This window comes from Janthinobacterium sp. SUN033 (assembly GCF_030397595.1).
Taxonomy (GTDB): Bacteria; Pseudomonadota; Gammaproteobacteria; order Burkholderiales; family Burkholderiaceae_D; genus Janthinobacterium; species Janthinobacterium kumbetense.
The window spans coordinates 1,584,019-1,599,007 of record NZ_JAPQNV010000001.1 but is presented as its reverse complement, the minus strand read 5'-3'; the positions used below and the strand labels follow the sequence as shown (position 1 = coordinate 1,599,007).

The window sequence follows — 14,989 nt, the reverse complement described above, 5'->3', positions numbered from 1 at the left end:
ATGGGTAATGATGTGAAAAATGAAATTGCCAATCTTAGAAAAATTCCAACTGACGAGGCGGTAGATTGGTTGTTGTTGAATTATTCTGTGGAGAATCCGGATTATTGGAAGGCCTTGCAAATAATTCCGCATTTGTCATGGCGCAGGGGGGATCAGATTCGTTTGGCAAAACATTATCTAAAAAAAATTCCTTTTGCTAATGGGAAAGTTTATGATATTTTCTTGTCTATTATGTCATTTAAGGTCTTTATAAAGGTCATGGAGGAGAAGCTTCCTATTAAAGGAGAAAATATTGAATTGTTGTTGTATTACCTAATTCCTGCTTTGGAACGTTATGCAAAAACGGATGATGAATATGAGTTGCTACATTCTTTTGTTTTGAAAATTAGGGAAGGCGATATTTAGAAACGTAATCGGTACAAGGGGTGGGATCAGATACCAATCCACCCAAGTTAAGTATAGATGTCCTCAAACTGTCTTGTAAGTCATGTATTTATGGGGTTTTTAAGCACACAGGGCCAGGGTCAGGTCCGCCATTTGTACATGATCTCCGCTTTAGTCATCTCTATTTGCGGCAAGTTGCGCTTTATTAATTGCCGATACGGCCCGACTGACTGTCTTGCTTGAGACGTGAAAAGCGGCGGTAGTGTGGGACAGGGTAAAAGCGGCAGACAGATAAGCTCGTCCCATTGTCTCGTCTCTGTCGCTATAGCGGGCTTGATATGGCGTTAATGACAGGGTGACAGCGCGGCGCTGAAGATCGGCGTATCCTTAAATTTATCGCGCGCTTTGATTGCTGCTGTGCTGAGATGAAGGCGTTGTCGCGACAAACCGGCAATAGCGGATTTTGCTGGTGAGGGTATTTTTGAGGGTATCGGTAACTGAATGGTTTGGAAGACACTGAAAAATCAAGCGCTTAGCCATCTCATTGACTATCGAATGGGAATAGTCACTCATTCGGCAGCGTCAGCTATGCCGTCTGCCCCAAGCTGGCCAGGCGCGCCAGGGTTTCCTGCGCATTCATGCTCTTGGCCAGTGAAACGGCAGTCATGCCGCGGCTGTCCACGGCATCGATGCGGGCGCGGTGTTGCAGCAGCAGGTCGAGGATGGCCAGGCGGTTGAACATGGCGGCCATCATCAAGGGGGTCTTGCCATCCGGACTGCTGCCTTCCACCTTGGCGCCGTGCCGGAGCAGCAGTTCGGCGATGTCCAGGTAACCCTTGTAGGCCACGCCGGCCAGCGGCGTCTGGCCCTGGTCGTTGGGGACGTTGGCGTCGGCGCCCGCTTCGAGCAGCAGGCGCGACGTTTCCAGGTGGCCGTGGTAGCTGGCCAGCATGATCAGGCTGTCGCCTTTTTCGTTGCGGAAGTTCACTGGCACGCCCTGAGCCACCATGGCGCCCAGTTGCTGCGTATCGCCTTCGCGCACCAGGGCGAACAGGCCCTGGATGAATTCCAGCGTTTCCGCATCCATCGTTGCCGGGATTTTTCGTGCATCGGTGTTCATCGTTTTCTTTCCGCGAAGGTGGGCTATGCCTGCAGTGTAAATGGATGTTGAAGCATTGGCCCGGAAGTTTCAATTGTACGATCCGTCTCCGCATTTGAGGTAAGTGCGGCAGGTGCTCTGCTTGTAAATTTCCATTATTAAACTATATTGGAAAATGATGTGATTTTTATATTGTGTCAGTTATTCCAATTCGGAAATTTAATACTTCCAGAAATTCCAAAGGAGGGGCGGGTCATGAGTGCGATGTTAGAAAAGAAATCCTTGGATAAGCCGGACGAAGTCCGACCATTCAAGGACGGAGCCGGCCGGATGGCTGTCTTTACGCTTGGCGAACAGACCATGGGGCGCGGCGAATTTGAGCCTGGCTGGCGTTGGAGTCTGCACGTAAAACCGATTGCAGGAACCGATTCGTGCCAGGCAGCTCATACCGGCATGGTCCTTGAGGGACGGATGGTGGTAAGGATGAATGATGGCGCCGAAATGGAATATGGCCCGGGTGACGTCTTCTATATGCCACCAGGGCACGACGCCTGGGTGGTTGGAAACCAGCGTTGTGTACTGTTCGATGTAACAGGCGTCGCAAAGTATGCCAAACCGCAATAAGCGGGGCCAATGCATGTGCGAGACAGTCGCTTACGCGCCCGCCGCCAGCGCCTTTTGCCGCGCGGCCAGCGCCGCGCCGATGAAGAGGGCGATGGCTGAGGCGATCAAGCCCCGTTCCAGGCCGGCAGGGCCGTCGGCGATCCAGCCGACAACGATGGGGCCGACGATCTGGCCCAAGGCGAATACCGTCGTGTAGGCGCTGATGCCTGCCGTCCAGGATTGCTGCGGCAGGTTATGCCGCACCAGGGCCGTGGTCGACGCCACCACCGACAGGAACACGGCGCCGAAGACGAGGCCGGAAAGGAACACGACGGGGACAAAGCTCGTCAGCGCGGGCAGGATGGTCGCCGCGCCCAGCACGCCATTCAATATCGCCAGCGATTCGCCGCCCTTGTAGCGGTCCAGCATGCGTGCCCAGATGCGCGACGACGCCACCACCGCCAGGCCCAATACCGTGTAGAACACCGTGATCAAGGTGGGCGGCATGCCTTGCTGCTTGAGCAGGGCGATGACGAAGGTCATGTAGCCGATGTAGCCGACGCCGAACATGAAGTAGCCGGCCAGGCTGGGGGAAAAGTCGCGCCAGGCGAAGCGCCGCGGCGTGTCGACGGTGCGCGGCGCTTCGCCGATCGCTTTCGCCGGCAAGGCCATGATGGTGGTGGCCAGCAGGCAGGCAATGCCCAGTGCCAGCCAGGGCCATTGCCACGCATGCGCGGCGCCGTGTTCCTGGGCGGACGCCAACGCGGCCGGCACCAGCAGGGCAGACAAGGCAATGCCAAAGCCCGTGCCGCCATAGTACAGGCCGATGTAGAAGCCGGCGCGCTGGCTGTGCATGGAACCGAGCCGCGCCGCCAGCACGCCGCCGGCGATGAACATGAAGGCGCTGGCCACGCCCGCGCACACGCGCTGCAGGAACAGGGCGGCCGTATCGCTGACGAGGCCCGACATCAGCATGAAGATGCTGGCCAGCACGGAACCGACGATCAGCAAGCGCCACACGCCCAGGCGGCGCATCAGGGCCGGCGTGGCCAGGGCGCCGAGAAAATAGCCGAGCGCATTGAAGGTGTTCATGGCCCCTGCCAGCAGGTAGGACCAGCCCAGGTCGGCGCGCATGGGCGGCAGCAGCAAGCCATAGGAAAAGCGCGACAGGCCCAGGGCGACGGCCGCGCCCAGCGAGAGCGCCAGCGCCGTGGCCAGCGGATGGGCCGGGGAATGATCGTGTATCGGCATGGCCAGGAGACCCGTCCAGGTGGAAAGCGTGGAGTTGGCGCCGGAGTGGGGCGGGCCGGCGGGCGAAGTCCGTGAAGGACGGTGGCACAGGGCGCTGACGGCGCGCTTTTTTACTACTAAGTTAATGAATCGGCCCGGGGAAGTCAAGCAGGGCCGCGCCTGAGTAGCGCCGGCAATCATGCAATCCTTGCCATCGTTACTTTTGGAGAGAATTGTGAGACATGCAATACCATATAATTGCCATTAGGAAATTAACTTGCCAAAAATCAATTTCGCAGGTTGCTCCTGATCCTCCATATCATAAGGGCACTATGAACAAGAATAAACCCGGCGCGTTGTTGATTGCAGCGCTGATTGGCGCGGCGTTGGCTGGTTGCGCTTCCGAATCCTCGCAAGCTTTGGCTGTCCCCACGGTTGCCAGCGCAGCCCGTCCCTACGTTGGTCCACGCACCCTGATCGCTGTCGGCAAATTCGACAACCGCTCGAACTTCATGCGCGGCATCTTTTCCGATGGCGTCGACCGCCTGGGCAGCCAGTCGAAAACGATCCTGATCGCGCACCTGCAAACGTCCAACCGTTTCAATGTGCTCGACCGCGACAACATGGCGGAACTCAAGCAGGAAGCCGAGTTCAAGAAGCAGGGCCAGAATATCAAGGGCGCGGATTTCGTCGTCACGGGCGACGTGACCGAATTCGGCCGCAAGGAAGTTGGCGACAAGCAATTGTTCGGCATCATGGGCCGCGGCAAGACGCAAGTGGCATATGCCAAGGTCACCTTGAACGTCGTCAACATCGCTACCTCGGAAGTCGTGTTTTCGGCCGCCGGCGCCGGTGAATACAGCCTGTCGAACCGCGAAGTGTTGGGTTTTGGCGGTACGGCCAGCTATGACGCGACCCTCAACGGCAAGGTGCTGGACCTGGCCATGCGCGAAGCGGTCGAGCGCCTGGTGGCTGGTGTCGAAGCGGGCGCAATGCGCAAACAATAAGGTATCCCATGAAAACAATGATGAACAAGGGCGCAGCCCTGCTGGCGCTGCTCGCCTGTGCCGCCCTGACCGGTTGCGCCACGCAATCGAAGACCCTGTACCAATGGGAAGGCTACGAGCCGCAAGTGTACGAATACCTGAAGGGTGAAAGCCCGGAACAGCAGATCGCCGCCATGGAAAAAGACTTGCAAGTGATCGGCGCGAAGGGCAACCACGCGCCGCCGGGTTTCCATGCCCACCTGGGCATGCTGTACTCGATCGCGGGCAAGCCGGAGCAAGTCGAAGCGCAGTTCGAAGACGAGAAAAAACTGTTCCCGGAATCGACGCCGTACATGGACTTCCTGTTGGGTAAAATGAAAAAAGGCGAGAAATTATGATGTCGCGCATGTTGAAAATGGCCTTGTGCCTGGGTCCCGCCATCTTCATGGTCGGTTGCGCCACCAAGCAGGCGGCCTACGATTACACGGCCTTCAAGGCAGCCAAGCCCCGCTCCATCGTGGTCTTGCCGCCGTTGAACAACTCGCCGGAAGTCAATGCCGGCAACAGCGTCTACGCGCAAGTGACGTATCCGCTGGCCGAAGCGGGATACTATGTGCTGCCGGTGGCCGTGGTCGGTGAAACCTTCAAGCAGAACGGCTTGACGAACGCCGCCGATATCCACGGCGTCGATGCGAAAAAGCTCAACGAGATCTTTGGCGCCGATGCGGGCCTGTACGTGACGATTTCCAAGTACGGCACGACCTATGCCGTGATCGACAGCGTGACGGTGGTGTCGGTCGATGCCAAGCTGGTGGACCTGAAGACGGGCGCCTTGCTGTGGCAGGGCGCGGCCAGCGCGTCCAGCAACGAAGGCAACAACAGCGGTGGCGGCGGCCTGGTCGGCATGCTGGTGACGGCGGCCGTCAAGCAGATCATCAATACCAGCACCGATGCCAGCCATCCGCTCGCCGGCACGGCAAATGCGCGCATGCTGTCGGCCGGCGTGCCGAATGGCTTGCTGTACGGTCCCCGTTCGGAGCGCTACCTGGCGCAGTAATCGTTCGATGAAACCCCGCAGAGGCCCTGCATCAGCCAGGGCAGGAGCAGTGACAACCGGCGCCGGAGGAAATCGTGGACTCGTCCTCCGGCGCTGTCTTTCCTGAGTTCGTGCAGATTCCAGGCAGGGAGCAAGCGATGGGCATTCAATTCAACGTCCGTTACAACGTGGAAACAGACGATTTGCAAGGCAACTCCGTGCTGGTTTTCCTGAAGCTGCAGAACCCGCAGGGCCATTACCGCAGCCATGCCTGGCAGGTGTTGACGGGGTCGGCCGGCGCCACCGAATCGTTCCACTACGAGGACAGGATCTCGACTGACGTGAACAGTTTCGGCATCACCGGGAACAAGATCGTCTCGGGCCGCCAGGTCATCGCGCCGGGCCAGCTGCTGTCGGCCGTGAGCCCGCATGGCTTGTCGCCGCTGCTGCAGCCGGCCGCCGCCTCGCTGGCGCAATCGAAGCTGACGCCGGCACAATGCGGCGTCATGAACGAGACCAGCCCATTCATCCCATTCAGCTGCAACTGGTACGTGAACGACCGGCCGGTCGCGACCATGCCCGATGTCGATGCCAACATGACGGTCGGTTTCGAATACCTGCCCAGCCTGTATTTTGTGGTGGCCATGCGGCCGGCGGCGGGCCAGACCTACAGCCTGGAGAGTTTCCAGGACATGACGCAGTATGTAATGCCGGTCTCGGTGACCGAAGTGGACGTTACCTTGCACCGCAGCCAGGACGCGTGGCGCTTCGACTTCGCCGCCCGCTAGCGCGCGCCGCGACCGGCGCTGCTCACACTTCGACGGCCAGGTCGTCGAAATCGGCCAGGGTGCCGCCATCGGCGATCAGCTGCTCGAAGCTTTGCCGGCGGCGCAGATCGATGTCCGTGTTGCTGACGCCCCGTTTCCAGTAGCCTGCCACCAGCACCTGTTCCTTGGACAGGCCCGCGTCGACGCGAAAATGCTGGCGGATGGCGCGCATTTCATCGCGCTCGCCGGCGCCCCAGATCGCGTAATCGTGCGGATCTTGCAAGGCCCTGGCCTGGGCCGCCAGCGGCCCGTCCGGCGCCACGTGGGCCGTGCCGAGGCGTTGCAATGCCAGGCCCGGCACGGTGGGCAGCTCGGCAAAGGCGGCCGCATCATCCGTCACCACCCAGCCGATGCCGCTCACGCCGGCGGGCCACTGCTGCAACATGGCGTACAGCGCGGGTATGCCCGTTTCGTCGAGGAAGAGGGCGATTTTCTTTTCGGTACCAGCAGGAACGACGAACTGCGGGCGCGGCCCCGTCAGGCGGAAGACCTCGCCCACGCGCAGGCTGTTACCCCAGTGCATCATCGGACTCGCGTGTGCATGCCGCACGATATCGAAGGTAAACGCGCCTGCCTGCGCGTCAAAGCTGCGCACGGTGTAGATGCGCGACGCGCCGCCATACGCTGGTCCGTCGAGGTGGATGCGGAAAGCCACGTTGGGCAACGCCCATTGGGGATCGTCGCCGGAACGGTCCAGGCGGGCCGTGACGCGCAGCACGCTGGGAACGGGGTGCGCGATGGCGCTGACGGCGGCCGTGACGTCATGCAGGCTGCGGTCATGCTCGGCATTGCGCAGCTGGCCGCCGGATTGCTGTTCTACGGGTGTTGCCATGGTAAGTACTCCTTGGTATTGGGTAATTAGTTTCACCATGCTAAACTAATTAACTGAAACCGACAACGCAGCTGCCGCCACGGACAATAACGATGACTATTGCAAGCACTTCGCCCCGCCCCGGGCGTCCCCCCAGCATCACGCGCGAACGCATCGCCGACGCCGGCATGGCGCTGGGCCTGCCCGCCATGACGTTTACCGGTGTCGCCACCTTGCTCGGCGTCAGCCATGTGGCGCTGTACAAGCATGTGGCGAACCTGGCGGCGCTCAAGCTGCTGGTGGCCGAGGAAATTTTTGTTCGATGGAAACTTCCGGCGACGGGCAACGACGACCTGGAGGGCTATCTGCTGCGTTTCAGCGCCTCGCTGCGTGCGCTGGTCAAGTCGCATCCGGGGCTGGCGCCGTACTTGCTGCGCAGAAAAGCGACGACGCCGGCCATGCTGGCCCGGATCGACGCCCACCAGGCGCAAGTGGCGGACAGCTACCGGCTGCCCAGGGAGCGCGCCCGCTGGCTGCTGTCGACCGTGGCCTTCCACTGCGTGGCCCTGGCCGACACCGTGTATGCGCCGGCCGGCGACGCCTGGGAAGCAGAGGACGATGCGCTCATCGAGGCCGAGTTCGACCTGGGCATGCGCGCGCTGGTGATCGGGGCGCTGGCCATGCAGCCATAGCGGCAGCGCGTGGCAGCACGGCGGCGCGGCGATTTTTTTGCGGGCCAGCGGGTCAGCGGGCCGCGAGCGGCCGGCGCCGGCTCCAGAATGGCGCCGATGGCCAGCGTGTTTCTTGGCCGTAACAGTATGCCAGGTGGCGTCCGTATGCCGCGCCGATGGCCGCCAGTTCCGCATTGTATTGCTGGCAAGCCGTGGCGTCGCCCTGCAGCGTGCGGTCGGCCGCTTCGGCGGCGGCCAGGCCCGTGTACAGGGCGTTGAAGATGCCTTGCGACGACAGCGGATCGAAGCTCAAGGCCGCGTCGCCGGCGGCAAACCAGCCCGGTCCCGCGGCGGCGTCCAGGGCGGCCGTATGGGCGGGCGTGGCCAGGGCCGGTGTATCGGCCCCGTAACCTTGCTGCTCCAGCAATTCCCGCGTGGCCGGCAAGCGCCGTGCCGCCGCTTCCAGCCAGCCGGCATCGCGCAGGGAGGTGTTGCCGAGCAAGTCCGCATCCGTATGCAGGGCCAGCACGCGGCGCTGGCCGGGCAGGGGCGCGCTGTACCACCAGCCGTATTCGCACGCCTCGATGTGGGCAAAGCCCCGCGCGGAGGGCGTGCGTTCATGTCCGTATTGCCATATAGATATCAGCCGGTCGCTGTGCCGGCGCTGCGCGCCCGCTTTGCGGGCCAGCCGGGCGCTGCGTCCCGTGGCGTCGATGACGATGCGCGCCGCCGCGTCGCAGGTGCCGTGCCGCGTTTCCAGCCGTACTCTCCAGCCGCCATCGTCCGGCGCGATGTCCGCGACCCTGGCCGAGGCCAGCAGGGCGGCGCCGCGTTGGCGCGCTTCGTCGCGCAGCCACAGGTCGAATGTGCCGCGCGCCAGGTGCCAGCCGTGGCCATCGGGGTCGCTGAGGAAGTGGTGTTCCGCCCAGGCGCCGTTCCACCACGCGCGGTTGCCGTGGTAGGGCGCATGGCCCTGGCGCAGGAAGGCGTCGAGCAAGCCCATGTCTTGCAGCAGGCGCGCGGCGGCGGGCGGCAGCGATTCGCCGATGCGCGCCAGCGGCGCGGCCAGCCGGTCGACCAGCAAAACCCGGTGCCGCCCCGCCAGGTTCAGGGCGGCCGTGGCGCCGGCCGGACCGGCGCCGACGACGAGCACGTCGGCCTGCAGCACCGTCACAAGCGGTGCCGCTGCAGATGCCGCGCTTTTTCCGTGCCTTCCAGGTCGACGTCGACAAACTCGTCCGGTATGGGCGCCGCGGCGCGCAATGTATGCTTGCCGGCGATCGCTTGCGGCAGGTTTTCCACCTGCAGGAAGGCGGGGAAGCCGCTCACGTCCGTGGGGCCGGGGCGCACCTCGACCACGCCCACTTGCGCCAGGTCGGCGATCATGTTGTTGATTTGCTCTTCATAGCTGATGTTGCCCAGCGGACGTATCCACGCGGCGCGCCGGGCGAAGGCGGCCAGGCGGTCGTCGGTGGGGGCTTCCCGGTTCATCACCGTGTCGTAGGCGAGCTTGCTCATCACCTGGTTCGGCACGCGCGCGGGCCAGAAGGTCGGCACGTAGGGATCGTAGTCGGATTGGTAGCCGGAGCGGCAGCTGGCCGTGTCCGTTTGCCAAGGCACGGCCATCCAGCGCGTGACGCCGCCGGCGATCTGCGCCGAGCAGGGGCTGCTGATATTGTCCGGCGTCAATACGGCACCGTAATCCGGCTCCACCCAGCCGGGCGGCCGGTGCGCCAGGCGGAATGGCGCGCTGTACATGCTGGCCTGGCGCATGGGCCAGGTCATTTCGCAGCCGGGGTGGAAGGCGTCTGCCAGGCAGAATTCCATGGCGGCGCGCAGCAGGGTGTCCGGTTGCTGCGCCACTTCCACGTCGGCCAGGCTTTGCGGCGGCGTCTTGCCGGGCGCGTAGTCGTCCGTGAACTTGCCGTCGGCCCATTGCTTGAGGAAGCGCAACTGCAAATTGCTCAGCGCGCAGTTCTGGCGCGGCGTGTCTGCCGGCGGGATGGCCATCGCATCGCCATACAGCCACGGCCACGGCGACGGCGCCCAGGCGTCGCGCTCGAACTGGCGGAACTGGTTATAGATGACGTTGCGCCACTCCTTGCGGTTTTCGGACGGGCTGGCCAGGCGCGCCATCCATTCGTCGCGGCTGAACGGCGTGCTGCCATCCCAGCCGAAGGCGGCCGCGAAGCCGGCGTTGACCCATTGCAGGTTGGACAGGCGCTCGAAAATGGGACGGATATCGTCCTGGAACGAGGGAACGGCAGGCGCGGTAATTTTGTCTTCGGAAACAAACAAGTCGCGCATCAAGTCCCACATGGTGCGCACCGACTTTTGCTGCGGCGCGTAGTCGGGCGGCGCGACGACCACCCAGGCCATGTCGACGGGCAAGGCCTGGCCCTGGTAGTGCACCGTGGCGCAGACGGGGCCGTCGGCCGTGTCGTCATGCCAGCCTTCGTTGTTGGCAAAGGTGATGGCGCGCGCGCCATTCCACGAGGCGGACTTGCCATGGCCGCCCAGCACGATCAGCCGTCCCATGGCGTCCGTGCGCAACTCGCCCAGGTAGACGGGCGTGCCCATGAAGCGGCCGCTGTCGAAGGCGACGGCCGGCTGTTCGCTGCCGCCGATCTTGCGCTCGCCCGGCGTGATGGACAGTTGCGCGCGGTCGGTGACGGCCATGTTGCGCAGGAACGAGGGCTGGGTGGCATTCGCCTCGGGAATGTCGAGCGCGATCTGGAACTGATACCACGCCGCCTTGGTGTTGGCCAGCGTGACGGACCATTCGATGTCGGCATTGCTGGCGTTCAACTCGGCCACCGCCACGCCGGCGGCGTTCAAGCCGTAGATGCGAAAGCCCGCCGCCTGGCGCTTGATGGCCCCGGACGCATCGCGGTAATAGCCGGCCGGCCGCGGCGCCGGTTCCGGCACCTCCGGTCCCATAAAGTATTCGCTGGGGCTGTTGCCCACGCGGGCAATGCCGATGGGCGGATAAATCGCCGCCTTGACGATGACGGTATCTTGGGTGGAACTGGACATGGCATGCCTTTCCAGATGCGTGGAGGGAAGGAAAATATACCGCATAAAAAACGCGCCAAATGCGCACATAGTCACGGTATCGCGAATTCACGCCATGCATGGCATGGGCGGACACGCGGGCAATTCAGTTGCTGCGGAGATTGACTTGTTGCCGGCATGTAGCTATCTTGGACTGGCATTGCCTGTTTATCAATATACGAAATAATGTATTGATCCGATATTTTTCTATGCAACCTTTGAAGGAATGATATGAAAATCAAGGCTATTTTCTGTGTTGGCGCGGTATCCCTGCTGGCCGTTCTGCCCGTATCGCAAGCGGCCCAGCCCGGCGAGGCGCTCGCTGCGGCGGCACCGCTTGCGACAGGCGTGGCGCTGTATCCGCAAGAAGGCAATATCCCGCCGTTCCGCGGGTCCGGGTCCAGGTAAGGCTACCGCGGCAGCCCCTGCGGCGCGGCGCCAGTCAAGGTAAGATGGTGGCTTTTTCAAGACTTTGAGAGGCCCGCGTGCGCGTGTTGCTGGTGGAAGACGATCCGATGATCGGGGAAAGCCTGGTCGAGGGCTTGCGCGGCGAGTGCTATGCCGTGGACTGGGTGCGCGATGGCCACGATGCGGAGCTGGCGCTGGCCGGCTTCGCCTACGATTTGATGCTGCTGGACCTGGGCTTGCCCGGCAAGGAGGGCATGGACGTGCTGCGCGCCATGCGCGCGCGGGGTGCCGAGTTGCCCGTGCTGATCATCACGGCGCGCGACGGCACGCCGGCCCGCGTGGAAGGGCTCGACAGCGGCGCCGACGATTACCTGGTCAAGCCGTTCGACCTCGACGAGCTGCTGGCGCGCATCCGCGCGCTGCTGCGCCGCCGCGTCAGCCGTTCGCGCTCCGTCATCGAGCATGGCGCGCTGATCCTCGACCTGGCCAGCCACGACGTCACGTTCGAGGGCGAGCAGATCAAGCTGCCGCCGCGCGAGTTTTCCGTGCTGCGCGCCTTGCTCGACCATCCGGGCAAGGTGGTGTCGAAGCGCCAGCTGAGCGAAAAGCTGTACGGCTGGGATAGCGAAGTGGAAAGCAATACCGTCGACGTGTACGTGTACCAGCTGCGCAAGAAGCTCGGTGCGGATTGCATCCAGACCGTGCGCGGCGTTGGTTACAAGATGCGACTGGCGCCATGCTGACCATCCGCCGCCAATTGCTGCTCGGTTTGCTGGCCGCCACCCTGCTGTGCGTGCTGGGCGCCGGTATTTCTCTGTTCCGTTCGCTGCTGGAAGAAACCAATGAGCTGGCCGACTTGCAGCTGCGCCAGCTGGCCGTGGCCTTGCCCGACGAGTTCGAGCCGCAGGAGGGCCTGGCCGCCGCGCAAGAGCCGGAAGAAGCGTTCGTGCTGCAGGCGTGGGACGAGGATGGCCAGCCCTTGCCCGTCCTGCAGGAGCAGCCGGCACTGCCGCGCTATGCGCTGGCCGGTTTCGCCGATGTCGAGCTGCACGGCGAGGATTGGCGCCTGTACGGCGAAACCCGGCGCGGCCGCTACGTGCAGGTAGCGCAGGCGCAGGCCGTGCGCGACCAGCTGGCCTGGCGGATGACGATGCGGGCCGGCGCGCCCCTGCTGGTGTTCGCGCTGATCCTGGCGCTGCTGATCGTCGCCGTCGTGGGACGCGCGCTGGCGCCCCTGCACCGGCTGGCCGAATCCGTGGCGGGCCGTTCGCCGGACGCGCTGACGCCGCTGGCGGCCGACGACATGCCGCCCGAACTGCGGCCCGTGGCGCTGGCGTTGAATAGCCTGATGGGGCAGTTTGAGGCGGCGCTGACGGCGCAGCGCACCTTTGTCGCCGATGCCGCGCATGAATTGCGTTCGCCGCTGACGGCATTGAAACTGCAGCTGCAGGTGGCCGAGCGGGCCGGCAGCGAGGAAGAACGGCGCGTTGCGCTGGCGCGGCTGCACGAACGGCTGGACCGCAGCACGCACCTGGTGCGGCAACTGCTCAGTCTGGCGCGCCATGAAACGGCGCTCACGGCCAGCCAGCTGCACACGGTGGACTTGGGACAATTGCTGGAAGCGGCCGTGGGCGACCACAGCGCGCTGGCCGACAGCCGCGCCATCGACCTGGGCGTGGTGGAAGCGCCGCCCGCCAGGGTGCTGGTGCAGGCCGATCCCGACGGCTTGCAAGTATTGCTGAACAACTTGATCGACAACGCCTTGCGCTACACGCAGCAGGGCGGCCGGGTCGACTTGCAGGCGGCCGTGGAAGAGGGCAGGCCCTTGCTGCGCGTGTCCGACAACGGCCCCGGCGTGCCGCGCCAGCACCATGCGCGCCTGTTCGACCGCTTCTTCCGTCCTGACGGCAACGACGCCTGGGGCTGCGGCCTGGGCCTGTCCATCGTGCGCCACATCGCCGAGCACCACCGGGCCGATATCGCGCTGGCCGACGGCGAGGCGGGGCGGGGATTGCAGGTGACGGTGCGCTTCCCGCAGGCGGCCTGAACGGACAAAAAAAAAGCGGATGCCGGTCAGGGCATCCGCTTTTCAGTCACTGGCGTAGCGCTTACGCCAGCTCGGTGATGAATTGCTCGCGCGCAGGGCGCACTTTTTTCAAGTCCACCAGCCAGTCGCCTTCGTCGGCGCGGTAGCCGAGCGGCAGCATGACGACGGAACGCAAGCCTTTTTCGCGCAAGTTCAGGATTTCATCGACCTTGGCCGGATCAAAACCTTCCATCGGCGTCGAATCGACTTGTTCCTGCGCCGCGGCGATCAGGGCCGTGCCCACGCCGATGTAGGCCTGGCGCGCCGCGTGCTGGTAGTTGGTCTCGGCATCGCGCTGCGGATACGTGGCCAGGATTTGCTGGCGGTACGCTTCCCAGCCTTCATTCTTGAAGCCGCGCACCTCGTTGACCAGGTCGAAACGCGCGTTGATGCGTTCCACCGTGTAATTGTCCCAGGCGGCAAACACCAGCAGGTGCGAGGAATCCGTCACTTGGCCCTGGTTCCACGCATGCGGCTTGATCTGCTCGCGCAGGGCCGGATTCGTCACGACGAAGACTTCATAAGGATGCAGTCCGCTGGAGCTGGCCGTCAGGCGCACGGCTTCCAGGATGCGCTCGACCTTGTCTTGCGGCACCGTTTTCGTCGGGTCCATTTTCTTGGTGGCATAGCGCCATTGCAGTGTTTCGAGCAGTGCGGACATGTAAATCCCTTTCATAATGAATAGTTCAGATTGGAAATGATAGCGGATTCAGGCATTTCAAGTGCTGAGGGGCAAAGAATTGCTTGGCGTGCTCAACTTAGCGGACTCCAGCACGGTTGTCTACAGGCCAAGCATGGCAAGTTCCACATCCGGGTAGCGCGCGCCTTGCACGCTGGCGGGTGCGATGGCGGCGCCGATGGCGGCCAGCTCGCTGTCGCCCAGGGTGATACGCGCGGCGGCCACGTTTTCTTCCAGGTGCGCCAGGCTGCGGGCGCCGGGTATTGGCACAAGGTCGTCACCTTGCGCCAGCAGCCAGGCCAGGGCCAGCTGGGCCGCCGTGACGCCGCGCGCCGCCGCCAGGCGCTGCAATTCTGTCACCAGGTGCGCGTTGGCCGCCATCGCCTGCGGCTGGAAGCGGGGCAGGCTGTGGCGGTAATCGTCGGGCGCCAGCATCGCGCTGGACGTGAGCTGGCCCGTCAGGAAGCCCCGGCCCAGCGGGCTGTAGGGCACGAAGCCGATGCCGAGGGCGCGGCAGGCGGGCAGCACCTCCGCTTCCGCGTCGCGGCTCCACAGCGAATACTCGGACTGCACGGCCGCAATCGGGTGCACGGCGTGGGCGCGGCGCAGGGTGGCGGCCGACACTTCCGACAGCCCCAGGTGGCGCACCTTGCCTGCGCGCACCAGGCCGGCCATGGCGCCTACGACGTCCTCGATGGGCACGGCGGGGTCCACGCGGTGCTGGTACAGCAAGTCGATGCATTCGATGCCCAGCCGGGACAGCGACGCCTCCACCGCCTGGACGATGTGTTCGGGGCGGCTGTCGACGCCCGCCATGCGTGCCACGCCTTTTCCTTCAGGCAAGATCTTGAAGCCGAACTTGGTGGCGATGCTGACCTTGCCGCGCAGCTCCTTCACGGCGCGGCCTACCAAGTCCTCGTTGGCGTAGGGGCCGTAGACTTCCGCCGTATCGATCAGGGTCACGCCCAGTTCCACGGCGCGGTGCAGCACGCGCAGCGAGGCGGCTTCGTCCGCGCCGCCGTAGGCAAAGCTCATGCCCATGCAGCCCAGGCCGATGGGGGCGACGCGCAAGCCGGAGTTGCCCAGTGTTCTGTGTTCCATTTTTCACTCCTCTT

Annotated in this window: 17 protein-coding genes; 10 read left to right on the top strand and 7 right to left on the bottom strand. The window is 63.5% G+C overall.

Annotated elements, in window-relative coordinates; all coding sequences use genetic code 11:
- A complete protein-coding gene (locus OX460_RS07255) occupies positions 1 to 405 on the top strand; it encodes a hypothetical protein (protein WP_251349107.1) in 405 nt (134 codons plus the stop codon).
- A gap of 565 nt (positions 406 to 970) precedes the next feature.
- Here OX460_RS07255 and OX460_RS07250 read toward each other — a convergent pair.
- Positions 971 to 1,504, bottom strand: coding sequence for an ankyrin repeat domain-containing protein (locus tag OX460_RS07250; protein WP_289898235.1), 534 nt, complete (start codon positions 1,502 to 1,504; stop codon positions 971 to 973).
- 234 nt (positions 1,505 to 1,738) lie between these two features.
- Here OX460_RS07250 and OX460_RS07245 point away from each other — a divergent pair, with 234 nt between their 5' ends.
- Positions 1,739 to 2,107 (top strand): cupin domain-containing protein, encoded by a 369-nt coding sequence (locus tag OX460_RS07245; protein ID WP_215409092.1) that lies wholly within the window; start codon positions 1,739 to 1,741, stop codon positions 2,105 to 2,107.
- A gap of 30 nt (positions 2,108 to 2,137) precedes the next feature.
- On the opposite strand, the gene OX460_RS07240 is transcribed toward OX460_RS07245, so the two are convergent.
- Positions 2,138 to 3,337 (bottom strand): YbfB/YjiJ family MFS transporter, encoded by a 1,200-nt coding sequence (locus tag OX460_RS07240; RefSeq protein ID WP_251349105.1) that lies wholly within the window; start codon positions 3,335 to 3,337, stop codon positions 2,138 to 2,140.
- A gap of 311 nt (positions 3,338 to 3,648) precedes the next feature.
- Here OX460_RS07240 and OX460_RS07235 point away from each other — a divergent pair, with 311 nt between their 5' ends.
- From OX460_RS07235 to OX460_RS07220, 4 genes are all read left to right on the top strand, one after another.
- A complete protein-coding gene (locus OX460_RS07235) occupies positions 3,649 to 4,323 on the top strand; it encodes a CsgG/HfaB family protein (RefSeq protein ID WP_077403418.1) in 675 nt (224 codons plus the stop codon).
- Between the two features lie 8 nt (positions 4,324 to 4,331).
- On the top strand, positions 4,332 to 4,700 hold the full coding sequence (locus OX460_RS07230; RefSeq protein ID WP_230521897.1) for a DUF4810 domain-containing protein: 369 nt from the start codon (positions 4,332 to 4,334) through the stop codon (positions 4,698 to 4,700).
- A gap of 47 nt (positions 4,701 to 4,747) precedes the next feature.
- Entirely contained in the window at positions 4,748 to 5,359 is a 612-nt protein-coding gene (locus tag OX460_RS07225; protein WP_225242261.1) for a DUF799 domain-containing protein, read from the top strand.
- Positions 5,360 to 5,433: 74 nt separating this feature from the next.
- The gene (locus tag OX460_RS07220) at positions 5,434 to 6,126 is read left to right on the top strand and encodes a hypothetical protein (protein WP_289898234.1); all 693 of its coding nucleotides are present in this window, start codon (positions 5,434 to 5,436) and stop codon (positions 6,124 to 6,126) included.
- A gap of 22 nt (positions 6,127 to 6,148) precedes the next feature.
- Here the strand turns inward: OX460_RS07220 and OX460_RS07215 are convergent, their stop codons facing one another.
- The gene (locus tag OX460_RS07215) at positions 6,149 to 6,997 is read right to left on the bottom strand and encodes an SIP domain-containing protein (protein WP_289898233.1); all 849 of its coding nucleotides are present in this window, start codon (positions 6,995 to 6,997) and stop codon (positions 6,149 to 6,151) included.
- A gap of 92 nt (positions 6,998 to 7,089) precedes the next feature.
- On the opposite strand from OX460_RS07215, the gene OX460_RS07210 reads away from it, so the two are divergent.
- Complete coding sequence (locus OX460_RS07210) at positions 7,090 to 7,668, top strand: TetR/AcrR family transcriptional regulator (RefSeq protein ID WP_289898232.1); 579 nt, start codon at positions 7,090 to 7,092, stop codon at positions 7,666 to 7,668.
- Positions 7,669 to 7,720: 52 nt separating this feature from the next.
- Here OX460_RS07210 and OX460_RS07205 read toward each other — a convergent pair whose 3' ends face one another.
- The gene (locus OX460_RS07205) at positions 7,721 to 8,821 is read right to left on the bottom strand and encodes a tryptophan 7-halogenase (protein WP_099664307.1); all 1,101 of its coding nucleotides are present in this window, start codon (positions 8,819 to 8,821) and stop codon (positions 7,721 to 7,723) included.
- Complete coding sequence (locus OX460_RS07200; RefSeq protein WP_289898231.1) at positions 8,818 to 10,683, bottom strand: LodA/GoxA family CTQ-dependent oxidase; 1,866 nt, start codon at positions 10,681 to 10,683, stop codon at positions 8,818 to 8,820. The genes OX460_RS07205 and OX460_RS07200 overlap by 4 nt, the downstream gene beginning before the upstream one ends.
- Before the next feature lie 249 nt (positions 10,684 to 10,932).
- On the opposite strand from OX460_RS07200, the gene OX460_RS07195 reads away from it, so the two are divergent.
- From OX460_RS07195 to OX460_RS07185, 3 genes are all read left to right on the top strand, one after another.
- A complete protein-coding gene (locus tag OX460_RS07195) occupies positions 10,933 to 11,109 on the top strand; it encodes a hypothetical protein (RefSeq protein ID WP_289898230.1) in 177 nt (58 codons plus the stop codon).
- Positions 11,110 to 11,186: 77 nt separating this feature from the next.
- Positions 11,187 to 11,852, top strand: a complete 666-nt coding sequence (locus OX460_RS07190; protein WP_289898229.1) for a response regulator transcription factor — start codon at positions 11,187 to 11,189, stop codon at positions 11,850 to 11,852.
- On the top strand, positions 11,846 to 13,156 hold the full coding sequence (locus OX460_RS07185; protein ID WP_289898228.1) for an ATP-binding protein: 1,311 nt from the start codon (positions 11,846 to 11,848) through the stop codon (positions 13,154 to 13,156). The genes OX460_RS07190 and OX460_RS07185 overlap by 7 nt, the downstream gene beginning before the upstream one ends.
- A gap of 61 nt (positions 13,157 to 13,217) precedes the next feature.
- On the opposite strand, the gene OX460_RS07180 is transcribed toward OX460_RS07185, so the two are convergent.
- Positions 13,218 to 13,856, bottom strand: coding sequence for an NAD(P)H-dependent oxidoreductase (locus tag OX460_RS07180; protein ID WP_099664303.1), 639 nt, complete (start codon positions 13,854 to 13,856; stop codon positions 13,218 to 13,220).
- Between the two features lie 120 nt (positions 13,857 to 13,976).
- The gene (locus OX460_RS07175) at positions 13,977 to 14,975 is read right to left on the bottom strand and encodes an aldo/keto reductase (protein WP_289898227.1); all 999 of its coding nucleotides are present in this window, start codon (positions 14,973 to 14,975) and stop codon (positions 13,977 to 13,979) included.
- Positions 14,976 to 14,989 lie beyond the last annotated feature (14 nt).

What these genes read in the sequence shown, in the direction of transcription:
- OX460_RS07210 (WP_289898232.1), top strand. Translation starts at nt 7,090, where the DNA reads ATGACTATTGCAAGCACTTCGCCCCGCCCCGGGCGTCCCCCCAGCATC.
- OX460_RS07230 (WP_230521897.1), top strand. Translation starts at nt 4,332, where the DNA reads ATGAAAACAATGATGAACAAGGGCGCAGCCCTGCTGGCGCTGCTCGCC.
- OX460_RS07195 (WP_289898230.1), top strand. Translation starts at nt 10,933, where the DNA reads ATGAAAATCAAGGCTATTTTCTGTGTTGGCGCGGTATCCCTGCTGGCC.
- OX460_RS07215 (WP_289898233.1), bottom strand. Translation starts at nt 6,997, where the DNA reads ATGGCAACACCCGTAGAACAGCAATCCGGCGGCCAGCTGCGCAATGCC.
- OX460_RS07235 (WP_077403418.1), top strand. Translation starts at nt 3,649, where the DNA reads ATGAACAAGAATAAACCCGGCGCGTTGTTGATTGCAGCGCTGATTGGC.
- OX460_RS07225 (WP_225242261.1), top strand. Translation starts at nt 4,748, where the DNA reads ATGGTCGGTTGCGCCACCAAGCAGGCGGCCTACGATTACACGGCCTTC.
- OX460_RS07175 (WP_289898227.1), bottom strand. Translation starts at nt 14,975, where the DNA reads ATGGAACACAGAACACTGGGCAACTCCGGCTTGCGCGTCGCCCCCATC.
- OX460_RS07185 (WP_289898228.1), top strand. Translation starts at nt 11,846, where the DNA reads ATGCTGACCATCCGCCGCCAATTGCTGCTCGGTTTGCTGGCCGCCACC.
- OX460_RS07245 (WP_215409092.1), top strand. Translation starts at nt 1,739, where the DNA reads ATGAGTGCGATGTTAGAAAAGAAATCCTTGGATAAGCCGGACGAAGTC.
- OX460_RS07180 (WP_099664303.1), bottom strand. Translation starts at nt 13,856, where the DNA reads ATGTCCGCACTGCTCGAAACACTGCAATGGCGCTATGCCACCAAGAAA.
- OX460_RS07255 (WP_251349107.1), top strand. Translation starts at nt 1, where the DNA reads ATGGGTAATGATGTGAAAAATGAAATTGCCAATCTTAGAAAAATTCCA.
- OX460_RS07200 (WP_289898231.1), bottom strand. Translation starts at nt 10,683, where the DNA reads ATGTCCAGTTCCACCCAAGATACCGTCATCGTCAAGGCGGCGATTTAT.
- OX460_RS07240 (WP_251349105.1), bottom strand. Translation starts at nt 3,337, where the DNA reads ATGCCGATACACGATCATTCCCCGGCCCATCCGCTGGCCACGGCGCTG.
- OX460_RS07250 (WP_289898235.1), bottom strand. Translation starts at nt 1,504, where the DNA reads ATGAACACCGATGCACGAAAAATCCCGGCAACGATGGATGCGGAAACG.